Annotated in this window: 24 protein-coding genes and 1 pseudogene; 12 read left to right on the forward strand and 13 right to left on the reverse strand. The window is 67.0% G+C overall.

What is annotated here, in order from left to right; translation table 11 throughout:
- Positions 1 to 39: 39 nt before the first annotated feature.
- The 3 genes from P3L18_RS17650 (at position 40) to P3L18_RS17660 (ending at position 2277) form a co-directional block, all read left to right on the forward strand.
- Positions 40 to 672, forward strand: coding sequence for a TetR/AcrR family transcriptional regulator (locus P3L18_RS17650; protein ID WP_006368417.1), 633 nt, complete (start codon positions 40 to 42; stop codon positions 670 to 672).
- Between the two features lie 118 nt (positions 673 to 790).
- On the forward strand, positions 791 to 1294 hold the full coding sequence (locus tag P3L18_RS17655) for a MarR family transcriptional regulator (RefSeq protein WP_079929006.1): 504 nt from the start codon (positions 791 to 793) through the stop codon (positions 1292 to 1294).
- Positions 1295 to 1407: 113 nt separating this feature from the next.
- A complete protein-coding gene (locus P3L18_RS17660) occupies positions 1408 to 2277 on the forward strand; it encodes a type IV toxin-antitoxin system AbiEi family antitoxin domain-containing protein (protein WP_172398751.1) in 870 nt (289 codons plus the stop codon).
- A gap of 56 nt (positions 2278 to 2333) precedes the next feature.
- On the opposite strand, the gene mmsB is transcribed toward P3L18_RS17660, so the two are convergent.
- The 3 genes from mmsB to P3L18_RS17675 are packed head-to-tail and all read right to left on the reverse strand — an operon-like array spanning position 2334 to position 5936.
- A complete protein-coding gene (gene mmsB / locus P3L18_RS17665; protein ID WP_276114808.1) occupies positions 2334 to 3203 on the reverse strand; it encodes a 3-hydroxyisobutyrate dehydrogenase in 870 nt (289 codons plus the stop codon).
- 33 nt (positions 3204 to 3236) lie between these two features.
- A complete protein-coding gene (locus tag P3L18_RS17670; protein ID WP_276114809.1) occupies positions 3237 to 4400 on the reverse strand; it encodes an acyl-CoA dehydrogenase family protein in 1164 nt (387 codons plus the stop codon).
- 6 nt (positions 4401 to 4406) lie between these two features.
- Positions 4407 to 5936, reverse strand: a complete 1530-nt coding sequence (locus P3L18_RS17675) for a CoA-acylating methylmalonate-semialdehyde dehydrogenase (RefSeq protein ID WP_079929003.1) — start codon at positions 5934 to 5936, stop codon at positions 4407 to 4409.
- 182 nt (positions 5937 to 6118) lie between these two features.
- Here P3L18_RS17675 and P3L18_RS17680 point away from each other — a divergent pair, with 182 nt between their 5' ends.
- Positions 6119 to 6577 carry a flavodoxin family protein gene (locus tag P3L18_RS17680; RefSeq protein ID WP_276114810.1) on the forward strand — a complete coding sequence of 153 codons (459 nt, stop codon included), beginning with the start codon at positions 6119 to 6121 and terminating at the stop codon, positions 6575 to 6577.
- Here P3L18_RS17680 and P3L18_RS17685 read toward each other — a convergent pair.
- A complete protein-coding gene (locus P3L18_RS17685) occupies positions 6507 to 7529 on the reverse strand; it encodes a DMT family transporter (RefSeq protein WP_346348436.1) in 1023 nt (340 codons plus the stop codon). The two genes, P3L18_RS17680 and P3L18_RS17685, sit on opposite strands and share 71 nt — an antisense overlap.
- Positions 7530 to 7585: 56 nt before the next feature.
- Between P3L18_RS17685 and P3L18_RS17690 the strand changes: the two genes are divergently transcribed.
- The 5 genes from P3L18_RS17690 (at position 7586) to P3L18_RS17710 (ending at position 11395) form a co-directional block, all read left to right on the forward strand.
- Positions 7586 to 7948: a hypothetical protein gene (locus P3L18_RS17690; RefSeq protein ID WP_276114812.1), complete on the forward strand. Its 363-nt coding sequence runs from the start codon at positions 7586 to 7588 to the stop codon at positions 7946 to 7948.
- A complete protein-coding gene (locus P3L18_RS17695) occupies positions 7945 to 8454 on the forward strand; it encodes a histidine phosphatase family protein (RefSeq protein ID WP_079929000.1) in 510 nt (169 codons plus the stop codon). Before P3L18_RS17690 ends, P3L18_RS17695 begins: the two co-directional genes overlap by 4 nt.
- Positions 8455 to 8581: 127 nt before the next feature.
- A complete protein-coding gene (locus tag P3L18_RS17700) occupies positions 8582 to 8977 on the forward strand; it encodes a metalloregulator ArsR/SmtB family transcription factor (RefSeq protein ID WP_172398748.1) in 396 nt (131 codons plus the stop codon).
- Positions 8978 to 9021: 44 nt separating this feature from the next.
- Positions 9022 to 10683 carry a SulP family inorganic anion transporter gene (locus P3L18_RS17705; RefSeq protein ID WP_276114825.1) on the forward strand — a complete coding sequence of 554 codons (1662 nt, stop codon included), beginning with the start codon at positions 9022 to 9024 and terminating at the stop codon, positions 10681 to 10683.
- 97 nt (positions 10684 to 10780) lie between these two features.
- On the forward strand, positions 10781 to 11395 hold the full coding sequence (locus P3L18_RS17710) for a TetR family transcriptional regulator (protein ID WP_276114813.1): 615 nt from the start codon (positions 10781 to 10783) through the stop codon (positions 11393 to 11395).
- On the opposite strand, the gene P3L18_RS17715 is transcribed toward P3L18_RS17710, so the two are convergent.
- From P3L18_RS17715 to P3L18_RS17745, 7 genes are all read right to left on the reverse strand, one after another.
- A complete protein-coding gene (locus P3L18_RS17715; RefSeq protein WP_346348437.1) occupies positions 11396 to 12310 on the reverse strand; it encodes an alpha/beta fold hydrolase in 915 nt (304 codons plus the stop codon).
- A 178-nt stretch (positions 12311 to 12488) separates the two neighbouring features.
- Positions 12489 to 13082: a hypothetical protein gene (locus P3L18_RS17720; protein ID WP_276114815.1), complete on the reverse strand. Its 594-nt coding sequence runs from the start codon at positions 13080 to 13082 to the stop codon at positions 12489 to 12491.
- A gap of 142 nt (positions 13083 to 13224) precedes the next feature.
- Positions 13225 to 13617, reverse strand: coding sequence for a hypothetical protein (locus P3L18_RS17725; protein WP_276114816.1), 393 nt, complete (start codon positions 13615 to 13617; stop codon positions 13225 to 13227).
- Positions 13618 to 13745: 128 nt separating this feature from the next.
- Positions 13746 to 14867, reverse strand: a complete 1122-nt coding sequence (locus tag P3L18_RS17730; protein WP_276114817.1) for a DNA polymerase IV — start codon at positions 14865 to 14867, stop codon at positions 13746 to 13748.
- 56 nt (positions 14868 to 14923) lie between these two features.
- Entirely contained in the window at positions 14924 to 15697 is a 774-nt protein-coding gene (locus P3L18_RS17735; RefSeq protein WP_276114818.1) for a hypothetical protein, read from the reverse strand.
- A gap of 286 nt (positions 15698 to 15983) precedes the next feature.
- Positions 15984 to 16883 carry a carbon-nitrogen hydrolase family protein gene (locus P3L18_RS17740; protein WP_276114819.1) on the reverse strand — a complete coding sequence of 300 codons (900 nt, stop codon included), beginning with the start codon at positions 16881 to 16883 and terminating at the stop codon, positions 15984 to 15986.
- A gap of 2 nt (positions 16884 to 16885) precedes the next feature.
- Positions 16886 to 18562: an NAD(P)/FAD-dependent oxidoreductase gene (locus tag P3L18_RS17745; protein WP_276114826.1), complete on the reverse strand. Its 1677-nt coding sequence runs from the start codon at positions 18560 to 18562 to the stop codon at positions 16886 to 16888.
- Positions 18563 to 18753: 191 nt separating this feature from the next.
- Here P3L18_RS17745 and P3L18_RS17750 point away from each other — a divergent pair, with 191 nt between their 5' ends.
- Positions 18754 to 20244 carry a PepSY domain-containing protein gene (locus tag P3L18_RS17750; protein ID WP_276114820.1) on the forward strand — a complete coding sequence of 497 codons (1491 nt, stop codon included), beginning with the start codon at positions 18754 to 18756 and terminating at the stop codon, positions 20242 to 20244.
- Positions 20241 to 20951, forward strand: coding sequence for a DUF5134 domain-containing protein (locus tag P3L18_RS17755; protein ID WP_276114821.1), 711 nt, complete (start codon positions 20241 to 20243; stop codon positions 20949 to 20951). Before P3L18_RS17750 ends, P3L18_RS17755 begins: the two co-directional genes overlap by 4 nt.
- Positions 20952 to 21024: 73 nt before the next feature.
- Here P3L18_RS17755 and P3L18_RS17760 read toward each other — a convergent pair whose 3' ends face one another.
- Positions 21025 to 22305 (reverse strand): diguanylate cyclase, encoded by a 1281-nt coding sequence (locus P3L18_RS17760; protein ID WP_276114822.1) that lies wholly within the window; start codon positions 22303 to 22305, stop codon positions 21025 to 21027.
- Between the two features lie 199 nt (positions 22306 to 22504).
- Between P3L18_RS17760 and P3L18_RS17765 the strand changes: the two are divergent.
- Positions 22505 to 22651: pseudogene (locus P3L18_RS17765) on the forward strand (glyoxalase); the annotation flags it as partial.
- A gap of 62 nt (positions 22652 to 22713) precedes the next feature.
- On the opposite strand, the gene P3L18_RS17770 reads toward P3L18_RS17765, so the two are convergent.
- Positions 22714 to 23068 (reverse strand): ATP-binding protein (locus tag P3L18_RS17770; RefSeq protein ID WP_276114823.1); only part of this gene is annotated, 355 nt, incomplete at its 5' end.

Raw genomic sequence — 23068 nt, forward strand, 5'->3', positions numbered from 1 at the left:
CTTTCTTTCCGAGGAGCCGAGCGCGAGGAGCCAGCCGCCATGTCCCGTACCGCGCCTCCCCGCGGCACCGGCCCCGGGCGGCCTCGCCTGACCGAGCCCAAGCGGCGCGGAGCCACTGCACGCGACGAGATCCTCGACGCCGCAGGCGAGTTGTTCGTCCGTCACGGCTACAGCGGTACCTCGACGCGCATGATCGCCGATGCGGTCGGCATTCGGCAGGCCTCGCTCTACCACTATTTCAAGAACAAGGACGACATCCTCGCCGCGCTGCTGGACACGACCGTCGTCGGTTCGCTCGAGACCGCGCGCGAATTGCTGGGGTCCGACGCCCCCGCCCTCGACCGGCTCCTCGAACTTGCGCGCATCGACGCCCAACAGCTTGTCGACGCACGCTGGAATCTCGGCTCGCTCTATCTGTTGCCCGAGGTCGCCGACGAGCGATACGCCCACTTCCGTTCCGCCCGACAAGAATTGGCCGGAGCGTACGAGTCCCTGGCCGCCACCGCCCTCGACGACCCCACCGACATGCGCAGACTGCTACCCTTCCGCCTCGTCGAATCGGTGATCATGCTGCGTTCCGACGAACAACGCGGCGAACTCGGAGATCACACCGTCGCCGCGCTGGTCGACACCATCGTCGGCGCGATCCGCGTGCTGCTCGCTGCGCCGTGACGGCGCTGGTCGGACTCCGTCGACCCACCTGTTCCGACCGATCTCGGGCCCTCCCGTGCGTGGCGACCAGGGCGATCGGTTGCCGCGGCACACCGGGTGCCGGGATAGGGTATGACGCATGGCAGGCCGGAGCATGCGTTTCGATCCCATCGCCGAGGCGAAGGACAACTGGGCCGAAGCCGGATGGGGTGATGTCGCCGATGGAATGGTCGCGGTCACCTCGGTGATGCGCGCCCATCAGATTCTGTTGGCACGCGTCGAGACCGCCTTGCGCCCTTACGATTTGACGTTCTCTCGCTTCGAGTTGCTCCGTCTGCTCGCGTTCTCGCGGCACGGCGCCCTGCCGATCACCAAGGCCAGCGACCGACTCCAGGTCCACGTCACCAGCGTCACCCACGCGATCCGTCGACTCGAGGAGGCACAGCTGGTCCGGCGACTGCCCCACCCCACCGACGGCCGGACCACGCTGGTGGAGATCACCGACCTGGGGCGCTCCACCGTCGAGGACGCCACGACAACACTCAACCGCGAGGTGTTCGCCGACGTCGGCATGGACGGTGACGAGATCCGAGGTCTGGTCGGCGCCATCCACTCGCTGCGTCATCACGCGGGGGATTTCTGACGGTGGTCGTCGTTCCGGGTGATGTTATGCCCGGAATGCGGGCACAGCATCACCCGGAACACAGATCCGAAGCGTCGTGGAACCGACTGGCGGTGTCCCGCGTCGAATTCGTCATGGACATTCACGAGTTGTCGGTGCGACGTGACGGCGTGTTCACCACCGAGGAGGCGACTGCGTGCGGACTCAGCGCGTCGGCAATCCAACGACGGGTCGCCTCCGGCACCTGGCAGGTCGTCGCACGAGGGGTCTATCTCGTTTCCGGACACGCACGTTCGGATCGCGCACAAGCACGCATCGCGGTGCTCTCGGTACATCGGCAAGCCGTCCTGGGTGGAGTTGCCGCCGCGTGGTGGCTTGGCCTACACGCCACGGAGCCGCGCAAGCACGTGGTCTTCACCAGCACCCACGGGCGACATCATCGGTCGTCGGCTACCGCCGTGGCACGTTACCGACCACTGCAGGACAAGGACATCATCGTCCACGACGGCCTCCGGACCACCGGCCCCGACCTGACCGTCCTCGACGCCGCACTCGACCTGGGAATGTCGGTGATCGACTCGGCCCTCCTGTCCCGGCGCGTCACCCCCGAGTCGCTTGCGGCAGCGCATGCCCGGTACCCACGACGCCGCGGCGCGGCACAAGTGGCGCAGTATCTGCGGCTGGTCGGCGACGGCGCACGATCCGAGGCCGAACGACTCACGGTGAAGCTCTTTCGCTCGGCTGACATCACCGGGTGGGTCGCCAACCTGCCTTCGTGCGGGTACGTCATCGACTTCGCGTTTCCCGGCCACATGGTCGCGGTGGAAATCGACGGCTTCGGCTTCCACCGCGACGCGGTAACGTTTCAACGAGACCGCACCAAGCGCAACGCACTCGTCGCGGCGGGGTGGACGGTACTCAACTTCACGTGGTCCGACCTGATCGACCGCCCGGCCGTCGTGGCTGACCGAGTCGCGCAGGCGCTGCAGTCACCAGCAGCGTGATTCCGGGTGATGTTGTGCCCGGATTGCGGGCACAACATCACCCAGAAGTGCTCACCTCAACGCAAGGTCTCGATGATCGCCGAGAAATCCAGTCCCGCGTTCTGCTCGGCAAAGGCCCGATACAGTTGCGCCGCATGGGTTCCCAGGGGTGCGCGGGAACCGGTGTCGGCGATGGCGTCCATGGCCAGGCCGAGGTCCTTGTTCATCAGCGCGGTGGCGAAGCCGGGTTTGAACTCGTTGTTGGCCGGCGACGCCGGCTGCGGGCCGGGCACCGGACAGTTGGTCTCGATGGCCCAGCAATTGCCGGTCGCACCGGTCACGACGTCGTAGAGCGCCTGATCGGAGAGGCCGAGTTTCTCGGCTAGGACGAAGGCCTCGCCGACCGCGATCTGCTGCACGGCCAACAGCATGTTGTTGCAGACCTTCGCGGCCTGTCCGGCACCGGCGTCACCGCAGTGGATGATCTTGCCTGCCATGGGATCCAGGGTGGTGCGCGCCGCGGCGAAGGCCTCCTCGCTGCCGCCGACCATGAATGCGAGGGTGCCCGCGGTCGCGCCCTTCACACCTCCCGACACCGGGGCGTCGACCTGCGCGAAGCCGAGATCACCAGCGCGCGAATTGATCTCACGGGCATCGGCGACCGAGATCGTCGAGCTGTCGATGAACAGCGTGCCGGTGGCACTCGCCGGGAGGATCTCGTCGTAGAGTTGCTTGACGATTGCGCCGCTGGGCAGCATCGTGATCACGACCTGCGCGACCGCGACGGCTTCCACCGCGGTCGGAAAGGTCTCGACACCGCTCTCCTGCGCCGCTTTCACCGCCTCGGGCACCGGATCGAAGCCGTGCACCGTGTGCCCGGCCTTGACCAGGTTCGCCGCCATCGGCCCACCCATGTTGCCCAGTCCCAGAAAGGCGATCGTCGTCATTGTCGAATCTCCATATCGAATCTCTCGGTGATGTCAGTTCGAGAAGCGCGACGCGATGGACCGACCCACCACGACTCGCATGATCTCGTTGGTCCCCTCCAGGATGCGGTGCACGCGCAGATCCCGGACGATTTTCTCGATTCCGTACTCGGCCAGGTAGCCGTAGCCGCCGTGCAGCTGCAGCGCCTGGTCGGCGACGGAGTAGCACGAGTCGGTGACGTAACGCTTGGCCATCGCACACTGTTCGACCTTGTCCGGGGCGCCGGCGTCGAGTGCACTCGCCGCGTGCCACAGCATCAGGCGCGAGGTGTGCAGCGAGGTCGCCATGTCGGCCAGCGTGAACCGGATGGTCGACTCGTCGATCAGCGCCGCCCCGAAGGCTTTTCGGGAGGCGACGTAGGCGGCCGCCTTGTCGAAGGCCGCCTGCGCACCACCCAACGACGACGCCGCAATGTTGAGCCGGCCGCCGTTGAGGCCGTTCATCGCGATACCGAATCCGATGCCCTCGGTGTTACCGAGGAGGTTGGTCGCCGGAACCCGCACCTCGTCGAGGATCACTTGCGCGGTGGGTTGGGCGTGCCACCCCATCTTGTGCTCCTGGGCACCGAAACTCAGCCCCGGCGAGTCCTTCTCGACGAGAAAGGTGGAGATGCCCTTGGGCCCGGCATCCCCGGTCCGCGCCATCACGACGTAGAGATCCGACGAACCCGCACCGGAGATGAACTGTTTGACGCCGGTGAGCACGTACTCGGCCCCGACCCGCTCGGCACGGGTCGACAACGCTGCCGCGTCCGAACCGGCACCCGGCTCGGTGAGGCAGTAACTGGCGACGGTGTCCATGCTCGCCAGCCGTGGAACCCACTGTGCGCGTTGTTCATCGGTGCCGTACTCGTCGACCATCCACGTACACATGTTGTGGATGGACAGGAAGGCGGCGACGGCCGGATCGGCGTAGGCGAGCTGTTCGAAGATCCGCACCCCGTCCAGTCGGCGCAGACCACTACCACCGGCATCCTCGGCGCAGTAGATCGCACCCATGCCGAGCTGCGCGGCCTCGCGCAGCTCGGTGACTGGGAAGTGGTTGTCGGCGTCCCACCTCAGAGCATGTGGGGCAATGCGTTTCGCGGCGAAGTCGGCCGCGGTCTCGACGATGACGCGCTCGTCGGCGTCGAGACCGGAGTCCACGAAGGTCGTCATCGCCGATCAGTCCATCGTCGGGATGACGAACTCCGCGCCGTCCTTGATGCCCGACGGCCAGCGTGAGGTGACGGTCTTGGTCTTGGTGTAGAACTGGATCGACGCCGGACCGTGCTGGTTGAGGTCGCCGAAGCCCGACCGCTTCCAGCCGCCGAAGGTGTAGTAGGCCACCGGAACCGGGATGGGAACGTTCACCCCGACCATGCCCACCTCGACGCGGGCGGTGAAGTCGCGGGCGGCGTCACCGTCCTGGGTGAAGATCGCAACACCGTTGCCGTACTGGTGATCCGAGGCCAGGGCGAGCGCCTCGTCGTAGTCGGCGGCGCGCACGATGGCCAGCACCGGACCGAAGATCTCGTCGGTGTAGATCGACATGTCCTTGGTGACATGATCGAACAGCGTCGGGCCGATGAAGAAGCCGTTGGACAGGTCCTCGTCACCGAAGGTCTGCTCGTTGCTGCCCCGTTCCCGACCGTCGATCACCAGGTCGGCACCCTCCTCGACGCCCTTGCCGATGTAGGTGCGCACCCGCTCGAGTGCGGCTGCGGTCACCAGCGGCCCGTAGTCGGCCTTCGGGTCGAGGGAGTGTCCGACGCGCAACGCGTTGACCTTGTCGACGAGCTTGGCGCGCAACCGTTCTGCGGTCTGTTCCCCGACCGGTACCGCCACGCTGATCGCCATGCACCGCTCCCCGGCGCTGCCGTAGCCGGCGCCGATCAATGCATCGACGACCTGATCGAGGTTGGCGTCGGGCATGATGATCATGTGGTTCTTGGCGCCACCGAAGCACTGCGAACGCTTGCCGTTCGCCGCGGCGGTGGAGTAGATGTACTGCGCGATGTCGGAGCTGCCGACGAAGCCGAGTGCCTTGACGTCGGGGTGATCGAGCAGCGCGTCGACGGCCTCCTTGTCGCCATGGACGACCTGGAACACACCGTCGGGAAGCCCTGCCTCGGTGAACAATTCGGCGAGGCGGACCGGAACCGACGGGTCCCGCTCGCTGGGCTTGAGGATGAAGGCGTTACCGCAGGCGAGTGCCGGACCGGCCTTCCACAGCGGGATCATCGCCGGGAAGTTGAACGGGGTGATGCCCGCGACCACACCGAGGGGCTGACGAATCGAGTGCACGTCGATGCCCGAACCGGCGCCCTCGGTGAACTCACCCTTGATCAGATGCGGGATGCCGATCGCGAATTCGATGACCTCGATGCCGCGCTGGATGTCGCCGAGGGCGTCGGCGTGGGTCTTGCCGTGCTCGAGCGAGAGGGTGGTGGCGATCTCGTCGGCGTTCTTGTTCACGAGATCGACGAAGCGCATCAGCACCCGGGCGCGCCGTTGCGGGTTCCACGCGGCCCACTCCTGCTGGGCCTTCTTGGCGGTCTCGACCGCCTTGGCCACGTCGTCGGTGCTGGCGAGCGGAACCTGTGCCGCGACGGCGCCGGTGCTCGGATTGAAGACGTCGGCGAAGCGACCGCCGTCGGCGGTCACCTTGGTGCCGTTGAGGTAGTGCGGGATGGAGGTGGTGGTTGTACTCACCGCGAGATCACCTGGACTTCTGCTCGGGATTCTGGGGACACCCCAATACTAGGACATCCAAGTAATTGCGCAAGGGTCGGCCGTCATGCACCGGCGGCGAATGTGGTGAGCAGCACGACCCGACCGGATGGTGAAGCGGGAGCAAATTAGGGTAGCCTTGCCATGTTTCTGGAAGGAGTCCCATGTCCGTCGTCATCCTCTACGGCACCGAGACCGGCAACGGCGAGCTGGTCGCCGATGCCATCGCCGACGTCCTGAGCGTCGATCACGATCCGTCGATCTACGACATGAGCGAGTTCGCGGTGGAGGATCTCGACGCCCAGGACTTCCTCGTGGTGATCTGCTCCACCTACGGTGAGGGCGAGTTGCCCACCGGCGCCGAGCCCTTCGCCGACGAACTCGACGCCCTGGCCCCCGACCTGTCCGGCCTACGGTTCGCGGTGTTCGGGCTCGGCGACACGGTCTACGGCGAGACCTTCAACCGCGGCGGTGAACTGATGGCCGAGAAGCTCACCGCACGGGGCGCCACGCAGGTCGGCGAGCACGCCCGCCACGACAACTCCTCGGCGGTCAAGCCGAGCGTGATGGCCGCGACGTGGGCGCAGAATCTGATCCCCGTGATCGATCCGGTAACCGCCTGATCTGATCACTGCCAGTCGACGCTCCGGGCTCGGGCTGGGCCCGGGGCGTCGACGCATCCCCGGTCGGATCGACCCCCGCGTCCTCGGAGACAGGGCCCTCGGAGACCGTAGGCGCCGGCTGGCCGGGCAAGGTGCCGCACCGGACCGCCGATTCCTTGGCCAGCTCGACGACCGACCGGATCATCACCGCCAACACCACTCCGAGGAACAGGGCCGTGGTCGTCGAGACCTTGAGGTTCTCGCCGAGCAGCACCACGCCGAGTGCCATCGCCACCGCGGGTTCCATCACATTCATCGCCGGGAACGACGTCTGCAGGTCGCCGGCACCGAAACCCTTCTGCTGGGCGAGGATCGCGCCGGTGGCGACCACGACGAACAGGTACAGCTCGGGGTGCATGAACAGGTGCACCGGATGGTGCAGCAGCTGGTAGACGATGGTCTTGATCAGCAGCGCCGACACCCCGAACAGGGTGCCCGCGGCCAACCCGTAGAACAGCGCCCGATAGTGCGGGGTCGAACGCTCGGCACAGACCACACACAGCACGATCACCGCGGCGACCGCGGCGACCGTCGCCCACACGATCAGGTCGTGCGGTCGGCGCATCGACGGTTCGGGGCGCGAGATGAGCAGGAACGTTGCCACGCAGATCACCAGGACCGCACCCCATGCCCACTCGCGCTTGGCGGGATGGCGCCGATCGGCCCACGCCTCGAGCGGTAGGGCGAACAGCACCGCGAGGACCACGAGTGGCTGCACCAGCAGGATCGATCCGAGGCCGAGCGCAGCCGCCTGGAGCGCGAACCCGGCGATCGCGATGGACGCCCCCGCCCACCAGCCGCGGGTGATCGCACCCGACGCCCGGGACGCACGCTGACGCAACACGGTTCCGGCGGCGATCAACAGTGCCGCGAGAACCGCGAGTATCGCCGGAACCCAGGAATGCACGTCCACAAGGCTAACGGTGTGCCTACCCGCGAGGCGAGGTTTGCACGTCGTAGGTTGGATGCATGCGGTTGCGATCAGAACTGGAGATCCTCGCGACCCTCGATGCCACCACGATCGAGGCCGTGTGCACCGACCCCTCGCTCGTCGACCACCTGATCGTCGGGTGCCTGGACGAGGCCGCCGACGCCGACACCGCCGCCGAACTGGCCGAGACCTGCGCCGACGCGGCCACCGAGGCGGATGTCGACGACCCCGTTCGGAATCACGGCGAGTGGGACCACGCCGCCGAGCCGGCCTGCTTCCACCGTCAGGAGGCCGCGGCGTGGCGGGCTACCGCCCGGGTGTTGGCCCGCGCACAGCGCTCCCGCGACACGCTGTCGTCGCGCCCGGCGACGACAGCCCGCAACGGCCGAGGCGTCGCGTGAGCCACGCCGACACCGCCGGCCCGCGGCGGACGCTGGTCCTCATGCGCCACGGCAAGTCCGGCTACCCGCCGGGCTTCGGCGATCACGGGCGCCCGCTCGCCGACCGCGGTCGGCGCGAGACAGCCCTGGCCGGTCGATGGATGACCGAGGAGGGACTGTCGGTCGACGCCGTGCTGTGCTCGACGGCCACGCGCACCCGGCAAACGCTCGACCGGACCGGGATCAGCGCCCCGACCGTCTACCTCGACGACCTCTACGGCGGCAGCCCGTCCGACGTGCTCGAGGCGTTGCGCTTGCACACACCGTCCGACGCCACGACTGTCCTCGTCGTCGGTCACGACCCGGGTATGCCGACCACCGCGCTCACCCTCGACCCACACGGCACCATTGATCGCTTCCCCACCTCCGCCTACGCGGTCGTGCGCATCGGTGTGCCCTGGCAGACGATCGGCGTCGACCACGATCCCGACGCCCACCTCCTCGGTGTGCGCGTTCCGCGCGACTGACCTCGCATCGGCTCCACCCGTCGACCACTTTCGTGGTCTGCAATCTCCGACTTGTCCAGCGGGGTTCTGCGCCGTACTATCGATTAAGCAATCACGCAATCCATTAATTCATCGTTGATATAGAGCGATGGATGACCGAGGAGCCCCCGTGTCGACCAACGGATTCACTGGCATCGATCAGCCGCTCTATGAGATCAAGGCCAACCTGTTCAAGGCGCTCGCCCATCCGGCGCGTATCCGGGTCCTCGAGGTCCTCTCGGCCAACGACTCGCCGACCCCGGTGAGCGAACTCCTCACCATCATCGACATCGGCCCGACCACCATGTCCCAACATCTCGCAGTGCTCAAACGGCATCACGTCGTCCGCTCGACGCGCACCGGCAACGCCGTGTTCTACACGCTCGCCCATCCGAAGGTGTCGGAGTTGCTGCTCATCGCCCGGACCTTCCTGGCCGACACGCTCGACGAGCAGCGCGAGCAGTACGACGCGATCTCCGCGTTACCGCCAGTCGTCCGGGCGTGAACGAGCTCGACCAGGCCGGCGCGACCGTCCGCCGAGGCGCGCAGATCGTTCGCAGCCGCACCGCCCGCCTGCTCCCCACGCGCACCGACTATGCGGGGTTGCGGTCGTCGTGGAAGGTCGACGTCGTCTCCGGGGTCACTGTCGGCGTGGTGGCCTTGCCCCTCGCTCTGGCCTTCGGCATCTCGTCCGGTGTCGGCGCCGCCGCAGGCCTGATCACTGCTGTCATCGCCGGCCTGGTCGCAGCGGTCTTCGGGGGGTCCCATGTGCAGGTCTCGGGACCCACGGGTGCGATGGCGGTCATCCTCGCCCCCATCGTCGCTGCACACGGCATCGGCAGCATCGCACTGGTCACGGTGCTTGCCGGGCTGCTGGTGCTGTTCGCGGGCGCAGTCGGGCTCGGCCGCGCGGTCACCTTCATCCCGTGGCCGGTGATCGAGGGATTCACCCTGGGTATCGCGATCACCATCTTCTTGCAGCAGGTACCGGCGGCCTTCGCTTCCACGCCCCCCAAGGGGGAGCGCACCCTGCCCGCCGCGTGGTCGGTGATCGCCGACGCCGACTGGTCGGCCGCACTGAAGACACTGGGTGTGGTCGCAGTCGTCGCCGCCCTGATGGTCACGCTCCCACGGCTGCACCGTTCGATCCCGGAATCGCTGACCGCCATCGTCGTCGTCACCCTGGTCACCCATTTCGCCCACATCGACGTGGCAGCGATCGGCGAACTCCCGTCGCACTTGTCGGCGCCGGTGTTACCGCATGTGGACACTCAAGCGCTGCACTCGCTTCTGAGCGCGGCCGTCGCCATCGCCGCGCTCGCCGCCATCGAGTCGCTGTTGTCGGCGCGGGTGGCGGCCACGATGTCGCCGACCGGACCGTACGATCCCGATCGCGAACTCACCGGCCAAGGGCTCGCGTCGATGGCATCGGGCCTGTTCGGCGGCATGCCTGCCACGGGCGCGATCGCGCGGACTGCCGTCAATGTCCGTGCCGGGGCCCGGACCCGGGTGGCGGCCATCGTGCATTCGTTGTTCCTGCTGGGCGTGGTCTACCTGGCGACCGGCCCGGTGTCGACGATTCCGCTCGCCGCGTTGTCCGGTGTCCTGATGGTCACCTGCTTCCGCATGATCTCGGCATCGACGATACGAAAGATCCTGCACTCCACACGATCTGATGCCCTGATCTTCGCCGTGACCGCGGTGATCACGGTCTGTTTCGACCTGATCGAGGCAGTGCAGATCGGAATCGTGGTAGCGGCGTTCTTCGCGCTGCGCCAGATCGCCCGTCGCTCCGCGGTGACTCGCGAGGACCTACCCGGCCCGCCGATGCCCGGCGACGAGCACATCGCCCTGCTGCGACTGGATGGCGCCATGTTCTTCGGTGCGGCCGAACGTATTTCGACAACGATCAGCGAAGGCGCCAATACCGTCCAGGTGGTGATCATCCGCATGTCGCACCTCGGGATGCTCGACGCGACCGGGGCTCACACCCTCGCCGAGATCGTCACCGAACTCGAGTCCCGCGGCGTGACCGTCATCATCAAGGGCGTGCAACCCGAACACCTCAGACTGCTCACCGGTGTCGGCGTGGTGGATTCCCTGCGTCACCAGAACCATTTGATCGACTCCTTGGATAGCGCGATTGCGCACGCCCGCAATCACGTTGCCGTCGCGGATCCCGCAGGCGATGCGGCTCGAACCACGTTGTGAGTACTATCCGGTGTGTTCACTTTCGTCCGCTGAACACGTCCACACAACAATGTCTCGGCCGACTTCTCGTCGGCCGGACCACACAGAGGAGAACCCGATGCGGTTGAGTGTCGCCGAGCGACGCCGACTCGCCATCGAGGCCACCTTGCGGGTCATCGCGACCGAAGGTGTCGAGAGCGCCACCACACGACGGATCGCCCTGGAGGCGGGCGTTCCGCAGTCGGGGCTGTTCTACGCTTTCGACAGTCGCGACGAGTTGCTCGCGGCGGTGGCCGAGCATGGCATCAACGAGGAATTGGATGCGCTCAACGAGCGGATCGGCGCGCTCGAGGAACGCTCGAGTGACGCACCACTACATCCGCGCGAGGTGATCCGCGCCGGATTCGAGAGCTTCGCCGGAGACGTGGCCGGCAATGCCACCCGCGAGCATGCGCTGATCTCGCTCGGACTGTTCGCACGCCGCACGACAGGCTTGGAACCGCTGGCAGAGTATCTGTACGCGCGCTACACCGAGTTGGTCATCCGGATGCTGCGCGAGGGCGCGCGGCTCGGCGGATTCCGTTGGGCGATACCCGAAGAGCAGATCGCTCCCGCGGTGGTGGCGGCCGCCGACGGGCTCACCCTCGGCTATGTGATGACCGGTGATCAGGTATCGCTCGAGCACACCACCGATGCCTTCGTCCGGATGCTCGGCACGTACGTCACGGTCTGATCAGCCGCCGGTCACCGGCGACACCGGTACGCACGGCACCAGGCGCGGATGAGCCGGGTCGAGGGCGTTGAGCACCAGCGCGGCAGATCGCCGGTTCGCCACGATGGACAGATGGTCGGCGTGATCGATCGGACAGCCTTCCTGCACAACGATATTGGTGACGTCGGTGCCGGGTGGTCCGGGAAGGATGCCTGACGAGTACGGGGTGACGATCTCGTCGTCGCGCGTCACGATGTTGGTGTACCGCACCCCCGGCAGGTAGGGCGAGGGCAGGCGGACCGCCTGGTTGAAGTTCAGATCCGCCGGCGCAGGTGTGCATTCGGGGCACGCCGGATGACCGGGCGGCGCGATCCCGAGTCGCGCGCGGAATGCGGCGATCGTCTCGCCGCGGACGTCGTCGTCGTCGGGTCCCTGACGCCAGTACGGCGCGAGCGACACGTAGTGGGCCACATGGCCGCGCCCACCAAGGTATTTCAGCCAGTAGGTGGGGATCTCGGTGCCCAACGAGTGTCCGACGATGTCGACCTGATCACTGCCGGTCGCGGCGCGCACGTGGTCGATGAATTCCTTGATCTGCCAGGCACTGTCGGGTTTGGGACCGAGTCCGCCGAGCGCCGACACCGGCCACACCGTGCCGAGGGCACCGTAGGTGGGTGCGAACACGCAGTAGCCGGCGTTGACCAACACTGGCGCGAGCGTCGCCCAATTCGTCTGCTGCCCACCGCCGCTGCCGTGAACGAGGATCACCGGCCGCGGGTGGGCGGCCGACGGGCGGCACGAGTAGTCGTTGGTGCCGGGGAGCGACCCGCCGGGATGGGCGAGTTCGGCGGAGATACCGGCCAGGAAGTCGTAGGTCACGGGTAACGGAGTGTGCGGCCGGGCCTGGGCCGCCCCGATCCCGAACACGGAGCCCATGACCATCGCCGCAACGGCGACGGACGTGACGCGACGTCGGCCCCGACTCCCTGGCGGACGGCAGGACCCGGGGCGGCGCACGCGGTGATCGAGAAGAAACGACACGCCTAACGGTAACCCCGGGCGGCGAAGGTCGAGAAGACCTTGCTCGCCCGCAGATGAGCCGCAGCTGATGCCGTCAGCCGTGACGGCGGCGGGCCACCACGTCCCGGGCCTCGGGTGCGCCGTGCGCGGCGAGCCAGTCGAGCAGATCCGGATACGTCGCGGGATTGGCGGCGAGATGGATGTGCAGGTCGCCAGCTGTTGCGGCGATCTGCGCGAGAACGGCCGGGTCGGTGGCGGGGTCGGCGGCCTGTGCGGCCGTGAACCCGTGCCCGGGTGCTCCCGGCCTCGCCACGATCTCGGTCGGCGGATCGACCGGTGGCCGAGCGCCCACCCCGCGTGGCCCGGTCGGTGGATTCGGGAAGCGCTGTCCGGTCGGCGGGCTCGGAAACCGCTGCCCGGTCGCCGGATTCGGGAACGACTGCCCCGTCGGCGGGCTCGGAAACCGCTGCCCGACGGGCGCGGCGCCGGGAGAAGCAACTCGGGTTCGCCAGAGGTATCCGATGTGGACGATCGTCGTCGACGTCCCGGCGAACGGGTCCATCCCGGTGCCGAGTAGCACCGTGTACAGGGCGGCGACGGCGAAGAGGAGGATCGCGACCGGCCAGAACAGGAAGACGAAGACCAGCGCGACGAGCGCGATCGCGCCACCACCGATCAGTGCGCGCATCCCCGCGCCCTGCGGATTGGGCCCTGTGGGCACGGGCGGGCGCGCAGGTGGACCGAACGGCCGACCACCGAAACCGGGGTTCGGAACACCGGGGTTAGGGGCGCCGGGGTAGTCGCCTGGACCGGAAGGCATCGTCATGTTGTCACCCACATTCCGCCGCGATGTTGCGGGTGTCGCTCCGGAAGCTCGACTCGCTGATCAGCCCCGACGAGGAGTCGACGTCTTCCCCGTCGGAGCGGACGCCGGAATCGTCGTAGTCCTTCGCCGCGTCGGCGAGTGCGGTGAGCTCATCGGTCACGTCGAATTCGGAATCGTCGTCGAAGGCGTTGAGCGCGGTCCGATACGCCGAGCAGAGTTCCGACCGGCTGGTCGAGTACCCGCCGACCGCCGATAACCCACCGCCGCATCCGCCGGCGAGCGTTCCGATCAGGCCTACGAGCACCAGTGCTCCCGCGATCGCCGGCAGCAGTGGGATGCGGCCGGCAACCTCGGCTGCCGGTGTGGGCCGGCGCGGCGGCGTCGGGGGTGCGGTCATCGGGAAAGCTCCTGCGAGGAGAAGGATGTGGCGAGCGCTCAACGGTATCAACGACGACCCGTTCGTCGGTGTCGTCCGTTTGGACGCAAATCACGAGGACCCGACGCGACGACCCCAAAGCCGTCCGCTCAGTCCGGCTCGTCCCCGTCTCCCAGAGCGCCGTCAGAGTCCTCGACGAGATCGAGGCGCACCCCCAGCAGTCGGATCGGTCGTCCCTGTTCGAACTTGCCCAACAACTCCACGACGACCGGGGTGATCACGGCCGAGTCGGTGCTGGGGGCCGGCAACTTTCGCGACTTGGTCCGGGTGTAGAAGGTGGAGGTGCGTACGGTGACGGCCACCCGAAAGGCAACCCGCCCCTCCGCGAGGACCTGGGTCAGCAAATCCTCGGTGAGTTCGGTTGCTGCCGCAGCGATCTCATCGGGCTCGGTGAGATCGGTGGCGAAGGTCCGGGATTTGGAGTGGGATTTCGCGACGAACGGTTCGACGGTGATGGTCGAGTCGCCGCCGCCACGGCAGAGTACATACAACCAGTTGCCCTGGTGCGGGCCGAATCTCGCGATGAGGTCCTCGCGGGAGGTGGCGATGAGCTCGTCGACCGTGTTCACCCCCATCTCGGTCAGCTTGTCCGCGGTGCGCGGGCCGACACTCCACAGGTCGCGGGTAGGGGCAGAACCCATGAGCGGCAGCCAGTTCCGGTTGTCGAGTAGGAACACACCACCCGCCGATTCGTCGCGCTTGGCGAAGCCGGTGGCCATCTTGGCACGTTGTTTGTTGTCGCTGATGCCGATACGACACGACAACCCACTGCGGTGCGCGACCTGTTCGCGCAGTCCGGTCGCGAGGGTGCGGATCTCGGCGTCGGTCCCGTCGTCGACCCCGGCGTAGGCCTCATCCCAGCCCCAGACCTCGATGGGGTGTCCCGACTCCCGCAGGATGTTCATGACCTGGGCCGACGCCGCGTCGTAGGCCGCCATGTCGAGCGGCAGATACACCGCATCGGGCATCTTGCGGTAGGCGGCCCGCAGCGGCATCCCCGCTCGCACACCGACCGCACGCGCCTCGTAGGACGCACAGGTCACCACCTTGCGCGCCTCGGTCGGATCCCCGTTACCACCGACGATCACCGGCACACCGACCAATTCGGGGCTGCGCAACCGCTCCACCGCGACCTGGAACTGGTCGAGGTCAATGTGCAGGAGCCACCGATGACGCACAGGAGTCGGCGATCGGTGGCTCGGCTCACTCACCTTCGCCACGATACCGCCGACGTCGTGGTCCCGAGCGTGATCGGGGATGGGCGAGATCAGACCGAGCCGAGCAACCTGAGTCCGACCTGTTCGCATGCCAGCGCCAACGAGTGCCGGTTGTAACGCAGCAACGTCAGATCCGACGTGCCCGGGGCCAACCGGTCGCCGACGGCCGGCAGCCGTTTCTCGTCGGGGACCGAGAAGAACGACGCCGCCTTGCTGACGGTGATCTCGAACCACGCCCGGCGTGGGCTCGTCAGCGCCGGCACCACTTGCGCGAGAACCGTATTCATCATCGCGCGATCGCGATGCAGCGGCGGCGGAACGAGATTGAGCGACCGTGACGCCGTCGCCACGTCGGTGGGATCGCTCAACGCATGCGCGGCGACCAGCAGAAAGGCCAGGCGTACCAGATCCGACCTGGCGGCGTCGTCGCCCTTGGCAGCATCGGACAGCAAGAAGCCCTGGGCACGCACCGGCAGTGCACCGGCGACCCCACGCAAGGGGTTGCTTGCGCCCCGATCCACAGGGCCCCGATCATCGAGCTGCCGGCCATCAAGGCGACGGCCATCGAGGTGAAGGCCTCCGAGGGCGTCGCGCAGCATGCCCGCCAGGACGTCACTGGTTCGCAGATGCCTTGCGATCGAGGCGCGCACCTGGGTTCGCACCGACTCGTCGAGCTCCCACGGCGCCGACGATGACGCGTCGGTCCCGTTGTCGCACACCAGCATCCGCAATGCGGGTAGCACGATCACCTCTTCGACGTCGTAGGCCTCGAGGATCGCGTTTCCGCCGAGAAACGCTCGGCGAGTCCGTGTTTCGCACTCCATGAAGTCGAACAAGATGCAGCCCCCACGTTGAATCGATGGTCCGCCGACGTCCCCGAGCGTCAGTTACTCACGAGTAGGTCTCGTACTGAGGAGTAAGTTAGACCACATTGGGTGTCGTGTCCAGATCTGGCCCACAATCTCTTGTGGTAACGCGTGTATACGAATTGCACACGGGCCGAACGCAATACAGACCAGCGAACACCCGGTGTCAACAGGCGAAGTGTGCGCAGCATCGACGAGGGGCGGTTCACTCCCGGCGAGGCATCAGCTCAGCAGGCTCGCGCCGTCAGTACAACTCCGGACGTCGATCGGCGAGATACCGCCAGGTCTCACGTGACCATCGGAGAGTGTCACGGTCGGCAGTGGCGAGGATGACTTGCTCGTCGCGCCCCGCCGAGACGTCGATGGTGCCGCCGGGGCCGATCATCTCGCTGAGACCGCCGAACGACAGTTCCCGTTCGCTACCAACATAATTCGCGTAGGCGAGGTACACCTGATTCTCCAACGCCCGCGCCGGCAGGAGGATCTGCTGCACCTTGTCGTATTCGGGCATGTTCGCCGTCGGCACACACACCACATCGGCTCCGCGGATCGCCAAGTCGCGCACCATTTCCGGGAACTCGACCTCGTAACAGATGAGCATGCCCAACCGCCATGACCGGAAGTCGATCACCGGCGCACGCGTCGTACCTGCGGTCACCATCGCGACGTCGAGGTCGCCGAAGAGGTGCGTCTTGTGATGGGTCGCGATCGTCACGCCGTCGGCATCGACGAGCCGAATGGTGTTGTACACCGCCTCTTTCACACCGGCGCCCAACCCATGAGCGTCGGTCACGCGCTCGGCGCACCCGTAGAGCACCGCGAGACCGTAGCGCGAACACAGTTGCGCCACCGATGCAGCGATCCGGCCGTCGGCCTCATCGGCTCGTGCGCGCGCAGCCGCGGCGCCGATGTTGTAGCCGCACAGGAACATCTCGGGGGTGATCAGCAAGTCGGCCCGCCCGGCCACGTCGGCCATGGTGTGCTCGAGCCGCTCCAGGTTCTCCGCGATGACGCCTGCGTGATCATCGCGGTCGGAATCGGGAAGTGGTGAACACTGCCAGAGGGCCAGGCGCAGGGTGTTGGGCGATCCGGTGTTCGGCGACCCGGCGTGCGGCGATCCGGAATCCAGCGACTTGTCGGTCATCCTCATCCCCCGATGTCGATCGGTCCGAGTTCGGCGTACCGGTCCCCCGGCCCCGGATTGTCCGGATGGCACCGTCCGCCGAAATGCGTCATCACGCCCCAAACCGCGTTGAGTCCGGTCTGCACCGCCCCCTCCACCCACGCCGGGGTGAACGAGACGTCGTCGCCTGCGATGAAGATCCCCCGCTCCTGCTCGGGAAGGAGATGTTGATCGTGGAAATGACCGTACATGCGGGTGTTGTACCGGTAGTGCCCGGGCAACGCACCCTTGAATGCGCCGAGGAAGTTCGGGTCGTCCTCCCACGAGACGGTGATCGGACGGCCGACGATGTGTTCGGCGATATCGAGATCCGGGTAGATCTTGCGCAACGCCGACAGTGCCAGCGACACACGACGTTCCACGGGGTGCGGCAACATCTTCAGCGCGTCGCTCATCCACGAGTAGGACAGGCAGATCACCCCGGGACGGTCGGGGCCGTTGTCGAACAGATAGGTACCGCGGGTCAACCGGTCGGTCAGCGTCATGCTGAGCACGTCGCGTCCCGTGCGCGGATCCCGGTCGGTCCAGAATGGCCGGTCGACCATCACGAAGGTCTTCGACGACTGCATGTACCGGGTGCGGTCGAGGGCCATCCACAGATCCTGGCTGAACAGTGCCTCGTCGCACTCGATCTCGGTGGAGAGCAACCACGCCTGACACGTCGCGATCACCGCGCCGAACACCCGCGAATCGCCCCACCGGTCGGTGACCTCGATGCGGTTGGGTCCGAGCCGACGCAAGGAGCGCACCCCGGCCCGTGGGGCACCGTGGTGCAACGACGACAGGCTCGTCCCCACCGGCCAGTGCGTGATCTGTTGCGGCGCATCGGCCCACAATGCCCGCGGCACCTGCTCGGCGCCGCCGACGATCAGGTGCTGATCGGTGTCGCAGTTGGTCAGCACCACCCGCAGGATCTCCAGCATCGAGTTGGCGAAGTCCGAATCCCAACCGCCGGTGCCGAATCCGACCTGACCGAACAATTCCCGGTGACGGAACGACAGTGAGCCGAATTCGGTGGAGGTCGCCAGGAAGTCGTAGAAGCTGCGGTCGTCCCAGTCGGCGACGAGCGCATTCCATCGGCGCTTGAGCTCGATTGTGTCACGCTCACGAATGGCCTGCTGCAAACCGGTGTAGCCGGCGATGCGTTCGAGCGCCGCGTCCCACGCGTCGGAGATCTCGCGGTAGACCGGTGGCAGGTCGTCGAGGGTGCGGGCGTAGAACGTCTCGCCGCCGATGTCGATCACCGTGCTCCCGGCGGCCTCGGTGAGCGGGTTCGGGAACGGCGCCGACTGCAGACCGAACCGGTTCACATAGCCGAAGAAGGCGCTCGACGAGATCGGAAAGCGCATGCCGCCGAGCTCGGCGACCTCCGGTTCACCGGGCACGAACGGCTCCGACCGCAGCCGTCCGCCGATGCGATCGGGCTCGTAGACGACCGGTCGCAGCCCCATCCGCATCAGCTCGTACGCCGCGACCATCCCGGCCATACCGGCACCGATAACGGCGACCTCGGCACCGAGTGCATCGGGAGGCACCTCGCCCAGCCCGGCGGGATGGGCGATCCAGTCGTCGTAGGCGAACGGGAAGTCGGGGCCGAAGATGGTGATCGGGGCAGCGGACGGATCGCCGTCTACCGGCATCAGGTGATCAGGGTTTCCCACGCCTGTAGAGGTTAGGCGGTGCGCGCCCATCCGTCCGTGGGTGACGCACAACACACCGGGGCCCGGGAACCATCGGTCTCGACGCGCCGACCTCTTCTGCGATGCCCCGGGGAAGTTCTCCGGGCCCGCACTCGAAGTCAACCAGCCCAGCCCGAAAGCAGGACGAACACGTGGTGACGACCCAGACCGCCGATGTCTCCGATCCCCTCGAACCCCGGACCCCCGGGGCGTCGGACCGGCTCGACACACGTGGTGCCACAGGCCGTTCCGCTGCCGACCGGTGGCGCCCCCTGCTGCTGCGCTGGCACTTCTACGCCGGCATCCTGATCGGTCCGTTCCTGCTCGTCGCGGCCGTCACCGGCACCTTGTACGCGCTGATCCCCCAAATCGATCGCGCCGTCTACGCCCACGAACTGACCGTCGATCGCGTCGGCGGCGCAGAGCTCCCGCTGTCGGCACAGGTGGATGCCGCGCGGCGCGCGCATCCCGAGGGCGCCATCGTCTCGGTGACACCGGCCCCGCGCGCCGGGGACACCACCCGGGTGGTGCTCGCCACCGACGACCTGCCCGCCGACCGCACCCGCACCGTGTTCGTCGACCCCTACACCGGGGAGGTCCGCGGGGCGCTGCCGACCTTCGGCGAGTGGCTGCCGGTCCGGGCGTGGTTCGACGATCTGCACCGCAATCTGCATCTCGGTGACCTCGGCCGCAACTACAGCGAGATCGGCGCGAGCTGGTTGTGGGTGGTGGCCCTCGGCGGGCTGATCCTGTGGATCGGCCATCGGCGTCGCACCCACAAACTCGCCCGGCTGGCCGTCCCGGACCGCACCGCACCCCGGCGCGCCCGCACCCTGAGTTGGCATGGCGCGGTGGGGGTGTGGATCATCATCGGTCTGATCGGGTTGTCGGCGTCTGGACTGAGCTGGTCGCGCTTTGCCGGCGAGAACATCGGTGACCTGCGCAGCGAATTGGCGTGGACGACGCCTGCGGTGACGACGACGATCGCCGGCGCCGCCGACTCTGGTGACGCGACCGCACACCACGATTCCGGTGCCGCCCAGACCGGTCTGGCACCGCTCGGCGCCGACGACTTCAGCAAGGTCTACGACACCGCCCGCGCCGCCGGGCTGGTCGGTCCCATGAACATCTCGGTGCCCGCGGAGCCGGGAGCCGCCTGGTCGGTCAAGGAGAACGCCCGCGGCTTCCCGAGCCACTACGATTCGATCGCCGTCGACCCGCATACCTTCGCCGTCACCGATCGCGTCGACTTCGCCCGGTGGCCGTTCATGGCGAAGATGACCACCTGGGCGATCAGTGCGCACATGGGCCTGTTCGGCATCGTCAACCAGATCGCGTTGGTGGCGTTGGGGATCGGACTCATCAGCGTCATCGTCCGCGGCTACCTCATGTGGTGGCGGCGACGACCCACCACAAGCAATCGACATCTCCCCCAGGCACCGCGCCGTGGGGCGCTGAGCGGTCTGCGCCCGGTGGAGGCACTTGCGGTGGTCGCGGTCGCGGCAGTACTCGGCTGGTTTATGCCGTGGTTCGGAATCCCGTTGGCGCTGTTCGTGATCGTCGACGCCGGACGCGGCGTGTTCACCGCACGCCGACGCACCGACACCAAGGCCGATGCAGCCGTGGTCGGGGCAGTCCGATGATCGACGACATCGTATTGCGGTGGGTGGTCACCGTACTGTTCACGCTGGCTGCAGCGCAGTGCGCGTACCTGATATTCACCCGTCGGATGCCGTGGGAGGCTTACGTCGGGCACGTGCTCCATCTGGTCATGTCGCTGGCCATGCTGGCGATGTCATGGCCGTTCTCGGCGAGCTGGCCGACCGCGGGACCGATGTGGTTCTTCGTCGTCGCAGCGGCGTGGTTCCTGGTGAGCCTGGCGCTGCATCCGAAGATGCGTCCCACCGACGACTGTGGTTGTGTCCCACCGACCACCACACCATTCGGACGGCTGGCCGCGGTGTATCACGCCGTGATGATGGGCGCGATGGCCTGGATGTACGCGGTGATGAACGGCACCGTTCTGCCCGGCGGGCAGACGACGCAGGCGATGGCCATGGCGCCGGGATCGTCGGTGACTGTGCTCGCGCACAATCACGACGACATGCCCGGGATGAACATGCCCGGCATGGACATGGGCCATCACGCCGCGCAACCCGGCTACGTGACACCCGTCAACTGGATTCTCACCATCGGCTTCGCTCTCGCCGCGGCGGTGTGGTTGTACCTGTACTTCGCTCGTCGTCGGGCCCCGGGTGCCTCGACCGATCTGATGACCTTCGCCGGGGACCTCTGCCAGGTGTTCATGGCGGTCGGCATGGCGATCATGTTCGGGGTCATGCTCGGCTGAGCGTGGCTGCGCCTCTTCGATCGCGGGTCCCTCAGATCACTGGCTTCAGATCGCGGGCTTCAGATCGCGGGCTTCAGATCACCGTGGCCTGCCACCGCTGGGTGGGATGTACCTTTGCGCGGTAGAGCGCACCGTCGGCGACGTCGACCAGGGTGGTACTCGAGACCGTCGGCTCGGGATTCTCCAGCGCGGCGATGCCGATGGAGATCCCCAGGCCCGACACGGGATCGGAGGCGGATGCCGAGGTCGAGATCCCGCGAACACCGACGGCGATCGCCGCGGCGAGATCGTTGACCTCCGTGAGGGTCTTGCGGGTGCACACCACCGCGAATTCGTCGCCGCCCCAACGACAGACGACGTCCCTTCGGTGCGCGGCCGTGAGCATCGCCTCGGCGACCGATCGCAGCACCGCGTCGCCGGCAACGTGCCCGGAGGTGTCGTTGACCTCCTTGAATCCGTCGAGATCGCAGATCAGCACTCCGAGCACCCCGGTCCGCTGGCCACGCAACCGGTCGTTCAGTTCGTCGAGCCACACCTCACGCACGGTGAGCCCGGTCAGCCCGTCGTGATCGGCACGGTAGCGGATGGCGTTCAACTCGGCGCGTGCCTGCGTCCGGTCGGCGATCGTGCACACGAACTCCCACTCACCGGGTATCGCATCGGTGAGTTGCAGGAAGGCGTCGTTGACGTCGATCAGTCGCAGGCGCGAGTCGAGAAGTGCTGTGGCCAAGGGCGATTCGGCGAACGAGGCCCGATAGAGTCGCACCCGATCGGTCGCCCGGCCGGCCTCGGTGACGCGGGTCAGTGCTATCCCCACCCGGACGCCGAACAGTTCGAGCAGTGCCTGTTGTTCCGGGTCGGGGGTCATCCCGCTGCGCGGCAGGTCGACACTGATGACTGCCTGCAATTGCTCGTCGGCGTAGACGGGAACCAGAAGGGCGAACTCCGGCTCCCACACCGCGGGCGGCAGGAACCCGGGCGCGGTGTCGGCGGTGTCGACCGGCTCCGCGCCCGACGCGAACCGTTCCCGCCACGGATCGATCGACGCTACGCCGTCGGCCATCTCCGCTTCTCGCGTCAGATACAGCCCACCCCAGCGTTCGGCGGAGTCGAACAACTCCAGCCAGACGGACTCGGTCATCCGCTCACCATGGAGGTTTTCGAGTTCGGGCGGACCGACCACGGCACGGACCTCGAAGTCGCCGTCGTCACGCCGCACGTTGACCGCGACGGCGTCGAAGCCGATCACCTCGATGATGCCCCGGGCGATGACCTGCAGAACGTCGTCGAGATCGGCGCCCTCACCGAGTTGCTGCGCCACGCTCATCATCGCGAGAAGCGATGCAAAACCCATCGACGCCCGGCGATCCACGTGAACATTGTGCGCTGTCACGAAGACCCGCGGGGCGGCGAACCAAACCTTGACTTTGGTTTGGGGCGCAATTCACAGAAACCTGGAGATCACGGACCTGATGTGTCCGCAATCGAGGAGATGCTGGCAGCGACCGAGTGATCACGCACCCGATTCGCAGACAACCCGAAAGGCCGAGCACATGGATTGGACACTGGAAGTGGCATTCCTCCCCGTCACCGACGTCGACCGCGCCAAGGAGTTCTACACCCGCGTCGGATTTCACCCCGACCATGACAGCTCGCCGTCACACGACATCCGGTTCGTCCAGATGACCCCACCGGGGTCGTGACGAGGCTCATCGAAAGTGCTCAGTGATGCTCATCGAATCTGCTCACTTGTGAGCGGCTCCTACTGTAGCGGTCGGCGGCCGGGTTGGGTGGCGGTGCGTTGATTGTGTGATCGGGCGTGGTGGTCGCGTAGGCGGTAGGAGTCGCCGTCGAGTTTGAGGACGACGGAGCGGTGCAGGAGGCGGTCGAGCATGGCGGCGGCGACGGTGGTGTCGCCGAGGACGTCGCCCCATTCGGCGACTGACCGGTTGGTGGTGATCACGATGGATGTTTTCAAATATCGTTGTGCCACAACCTGAAACAGGGCTGAGGCTGCTTCTGCGGGTAGCGGTAGGTAGCCGAGTTCGTCGATCACCAGCAGGGTGGGGCCGGCGAAGAATCGCATGGTGGTCGACCAGCGGCCCTCGATCGCGGCT

This window comes from Gordonia sp. N1V (genome assembly GCF_029269935.1).
Classification (GTDB): domain Bacteria; phylum Actinomycetota; class Actinomycetes; order Mycobacteriales; family Mycobacteriaceae; genus Gordonia; species Gordonia polyisoprenivorans.

Excerpts from the sequence above, each read along its gene's own strand:
- P3L18_RS17715 (WP_346348437.1), bottom strand. The coding sequence starts at position 12,310 with ATGGGCTCCGTGTTCGGGATCGGGGCGGCCCAGGCCCGGCCGCACACT.
- P3L18_RS17725 (WP_276114816.1), bottom strand. The coding sequence starts at position 13,617 with ATGACCGCACCCCCGACGCCGCCGCGCCGGCCCACACCGGCAGCCGAG.
- P3L18_RS17760 (WP_276114822.1), bottom strand. The coding sequence starts at position 22,305 with ATGGGTTTTGCATCGCTTCTCGCGATGATGAGCGTGGCGCAGCAACTC.
- P3L18_RS17680 (WP_276114810.1), top strand. The coding sequence starts at position 6,119 with ATGTCCGTCGTCATCCTCTACGGCACCGAGACCGGCAACGGCGAGCTG.
- P3L18_RS17755 (WP_276114821.1), top strand. The coding sequence starts at position 20,241 with ATGATCGACGACATCGTATTGCGGTGGGTGGTCACCGTACTGTTCACG.
- P3L18_RS17745 (WP_276114826.1), bottom strand. The coding sequence starts at position 18,562 with ATGCCGGTAGACGGCGATCCGTCCGCTGCCCCGATCACCATCTTCGGC.
- P3L18_RS17655 (WP_079929006.1), top strand. The coding sequence starts at position 791 with ATGGCAGGCCGGAGCATGCGTTTCGATCCCATCGCCGAGGCGAAGGAC.
- P3L18_RS17720 (WP_276114815.1), bottom strand. The coding sequence starts at position 13,082 with ATGCGCGCACTGATCGGTGGTGGCGCGATCGCGCTCGTCGCGCTGGTC.
- P3L18_RS17690 (WP_276114812.1), top strand. The coding sequence starts at position 7,586 with ATGCGGTTGCGATCAGAACTGGAGATCCTCGCGACCCTCGATGCCACC.
- P3L18_RS17650 (WP_006368417.1), top strand. The coding sequence starts at position 40 with ATGTCCCGTACCGCGCCTCCCCGCGGCACCGGCCCCGGGCGGCCTCGC.
- mmsB (WP_276114808.1), bottom strand. The coding sequence starts at position 3,203 with ATGACGACGATCGCCTTTCTGGGACTGGGCAACATGGGTGGGCCGATG.
- P3L18_RS17710 (WP_276114813.1), top strand. The coding sequence starts at position 10,781 with ATGCGGTTGAGTGTCGCCGAGCGACGCCGACTCGCCATCGAGGCCACC.
- P3L18_RS17735 (WP_276114818.1), bottom strand. The coding sequence starts at position 15,697 with ATGGAGTGCGAAACACGGACTCGCCGAGCGTTTCTCGGCGGAAACGCG.
- P3L18_RS17700 (WP_172398748.1), top strand. The coding sequence starts at position 8,582 with ATGGATGACCGAGGAGCCCCCGTGTCGACCAACGGATTCACTGGCATC.
- P3L18_RS17670 (WP_276114809.1), bottom strand. The coding sequence starts at position 4,400 with ATGACGACCTTCGTGGACTCCGGTCTCGACGCCGACGAGCGCGTCATC.
- P3L18_RS17740 (WP_276114819.1), bottom strand. The coding sequence starts at position 16,883 with ATGACCGACAAGTCGCTGGATTCCGGATCGCCGCACGCCGGGTCGCCG.
- P3L18_RS17660 (WP_172398751.1), top strand. The coding sequence starts at position 1,408 with ATGGACATTCACGAGTTGTCGGTGCGACGTGACGGCGTGTTCACCACC.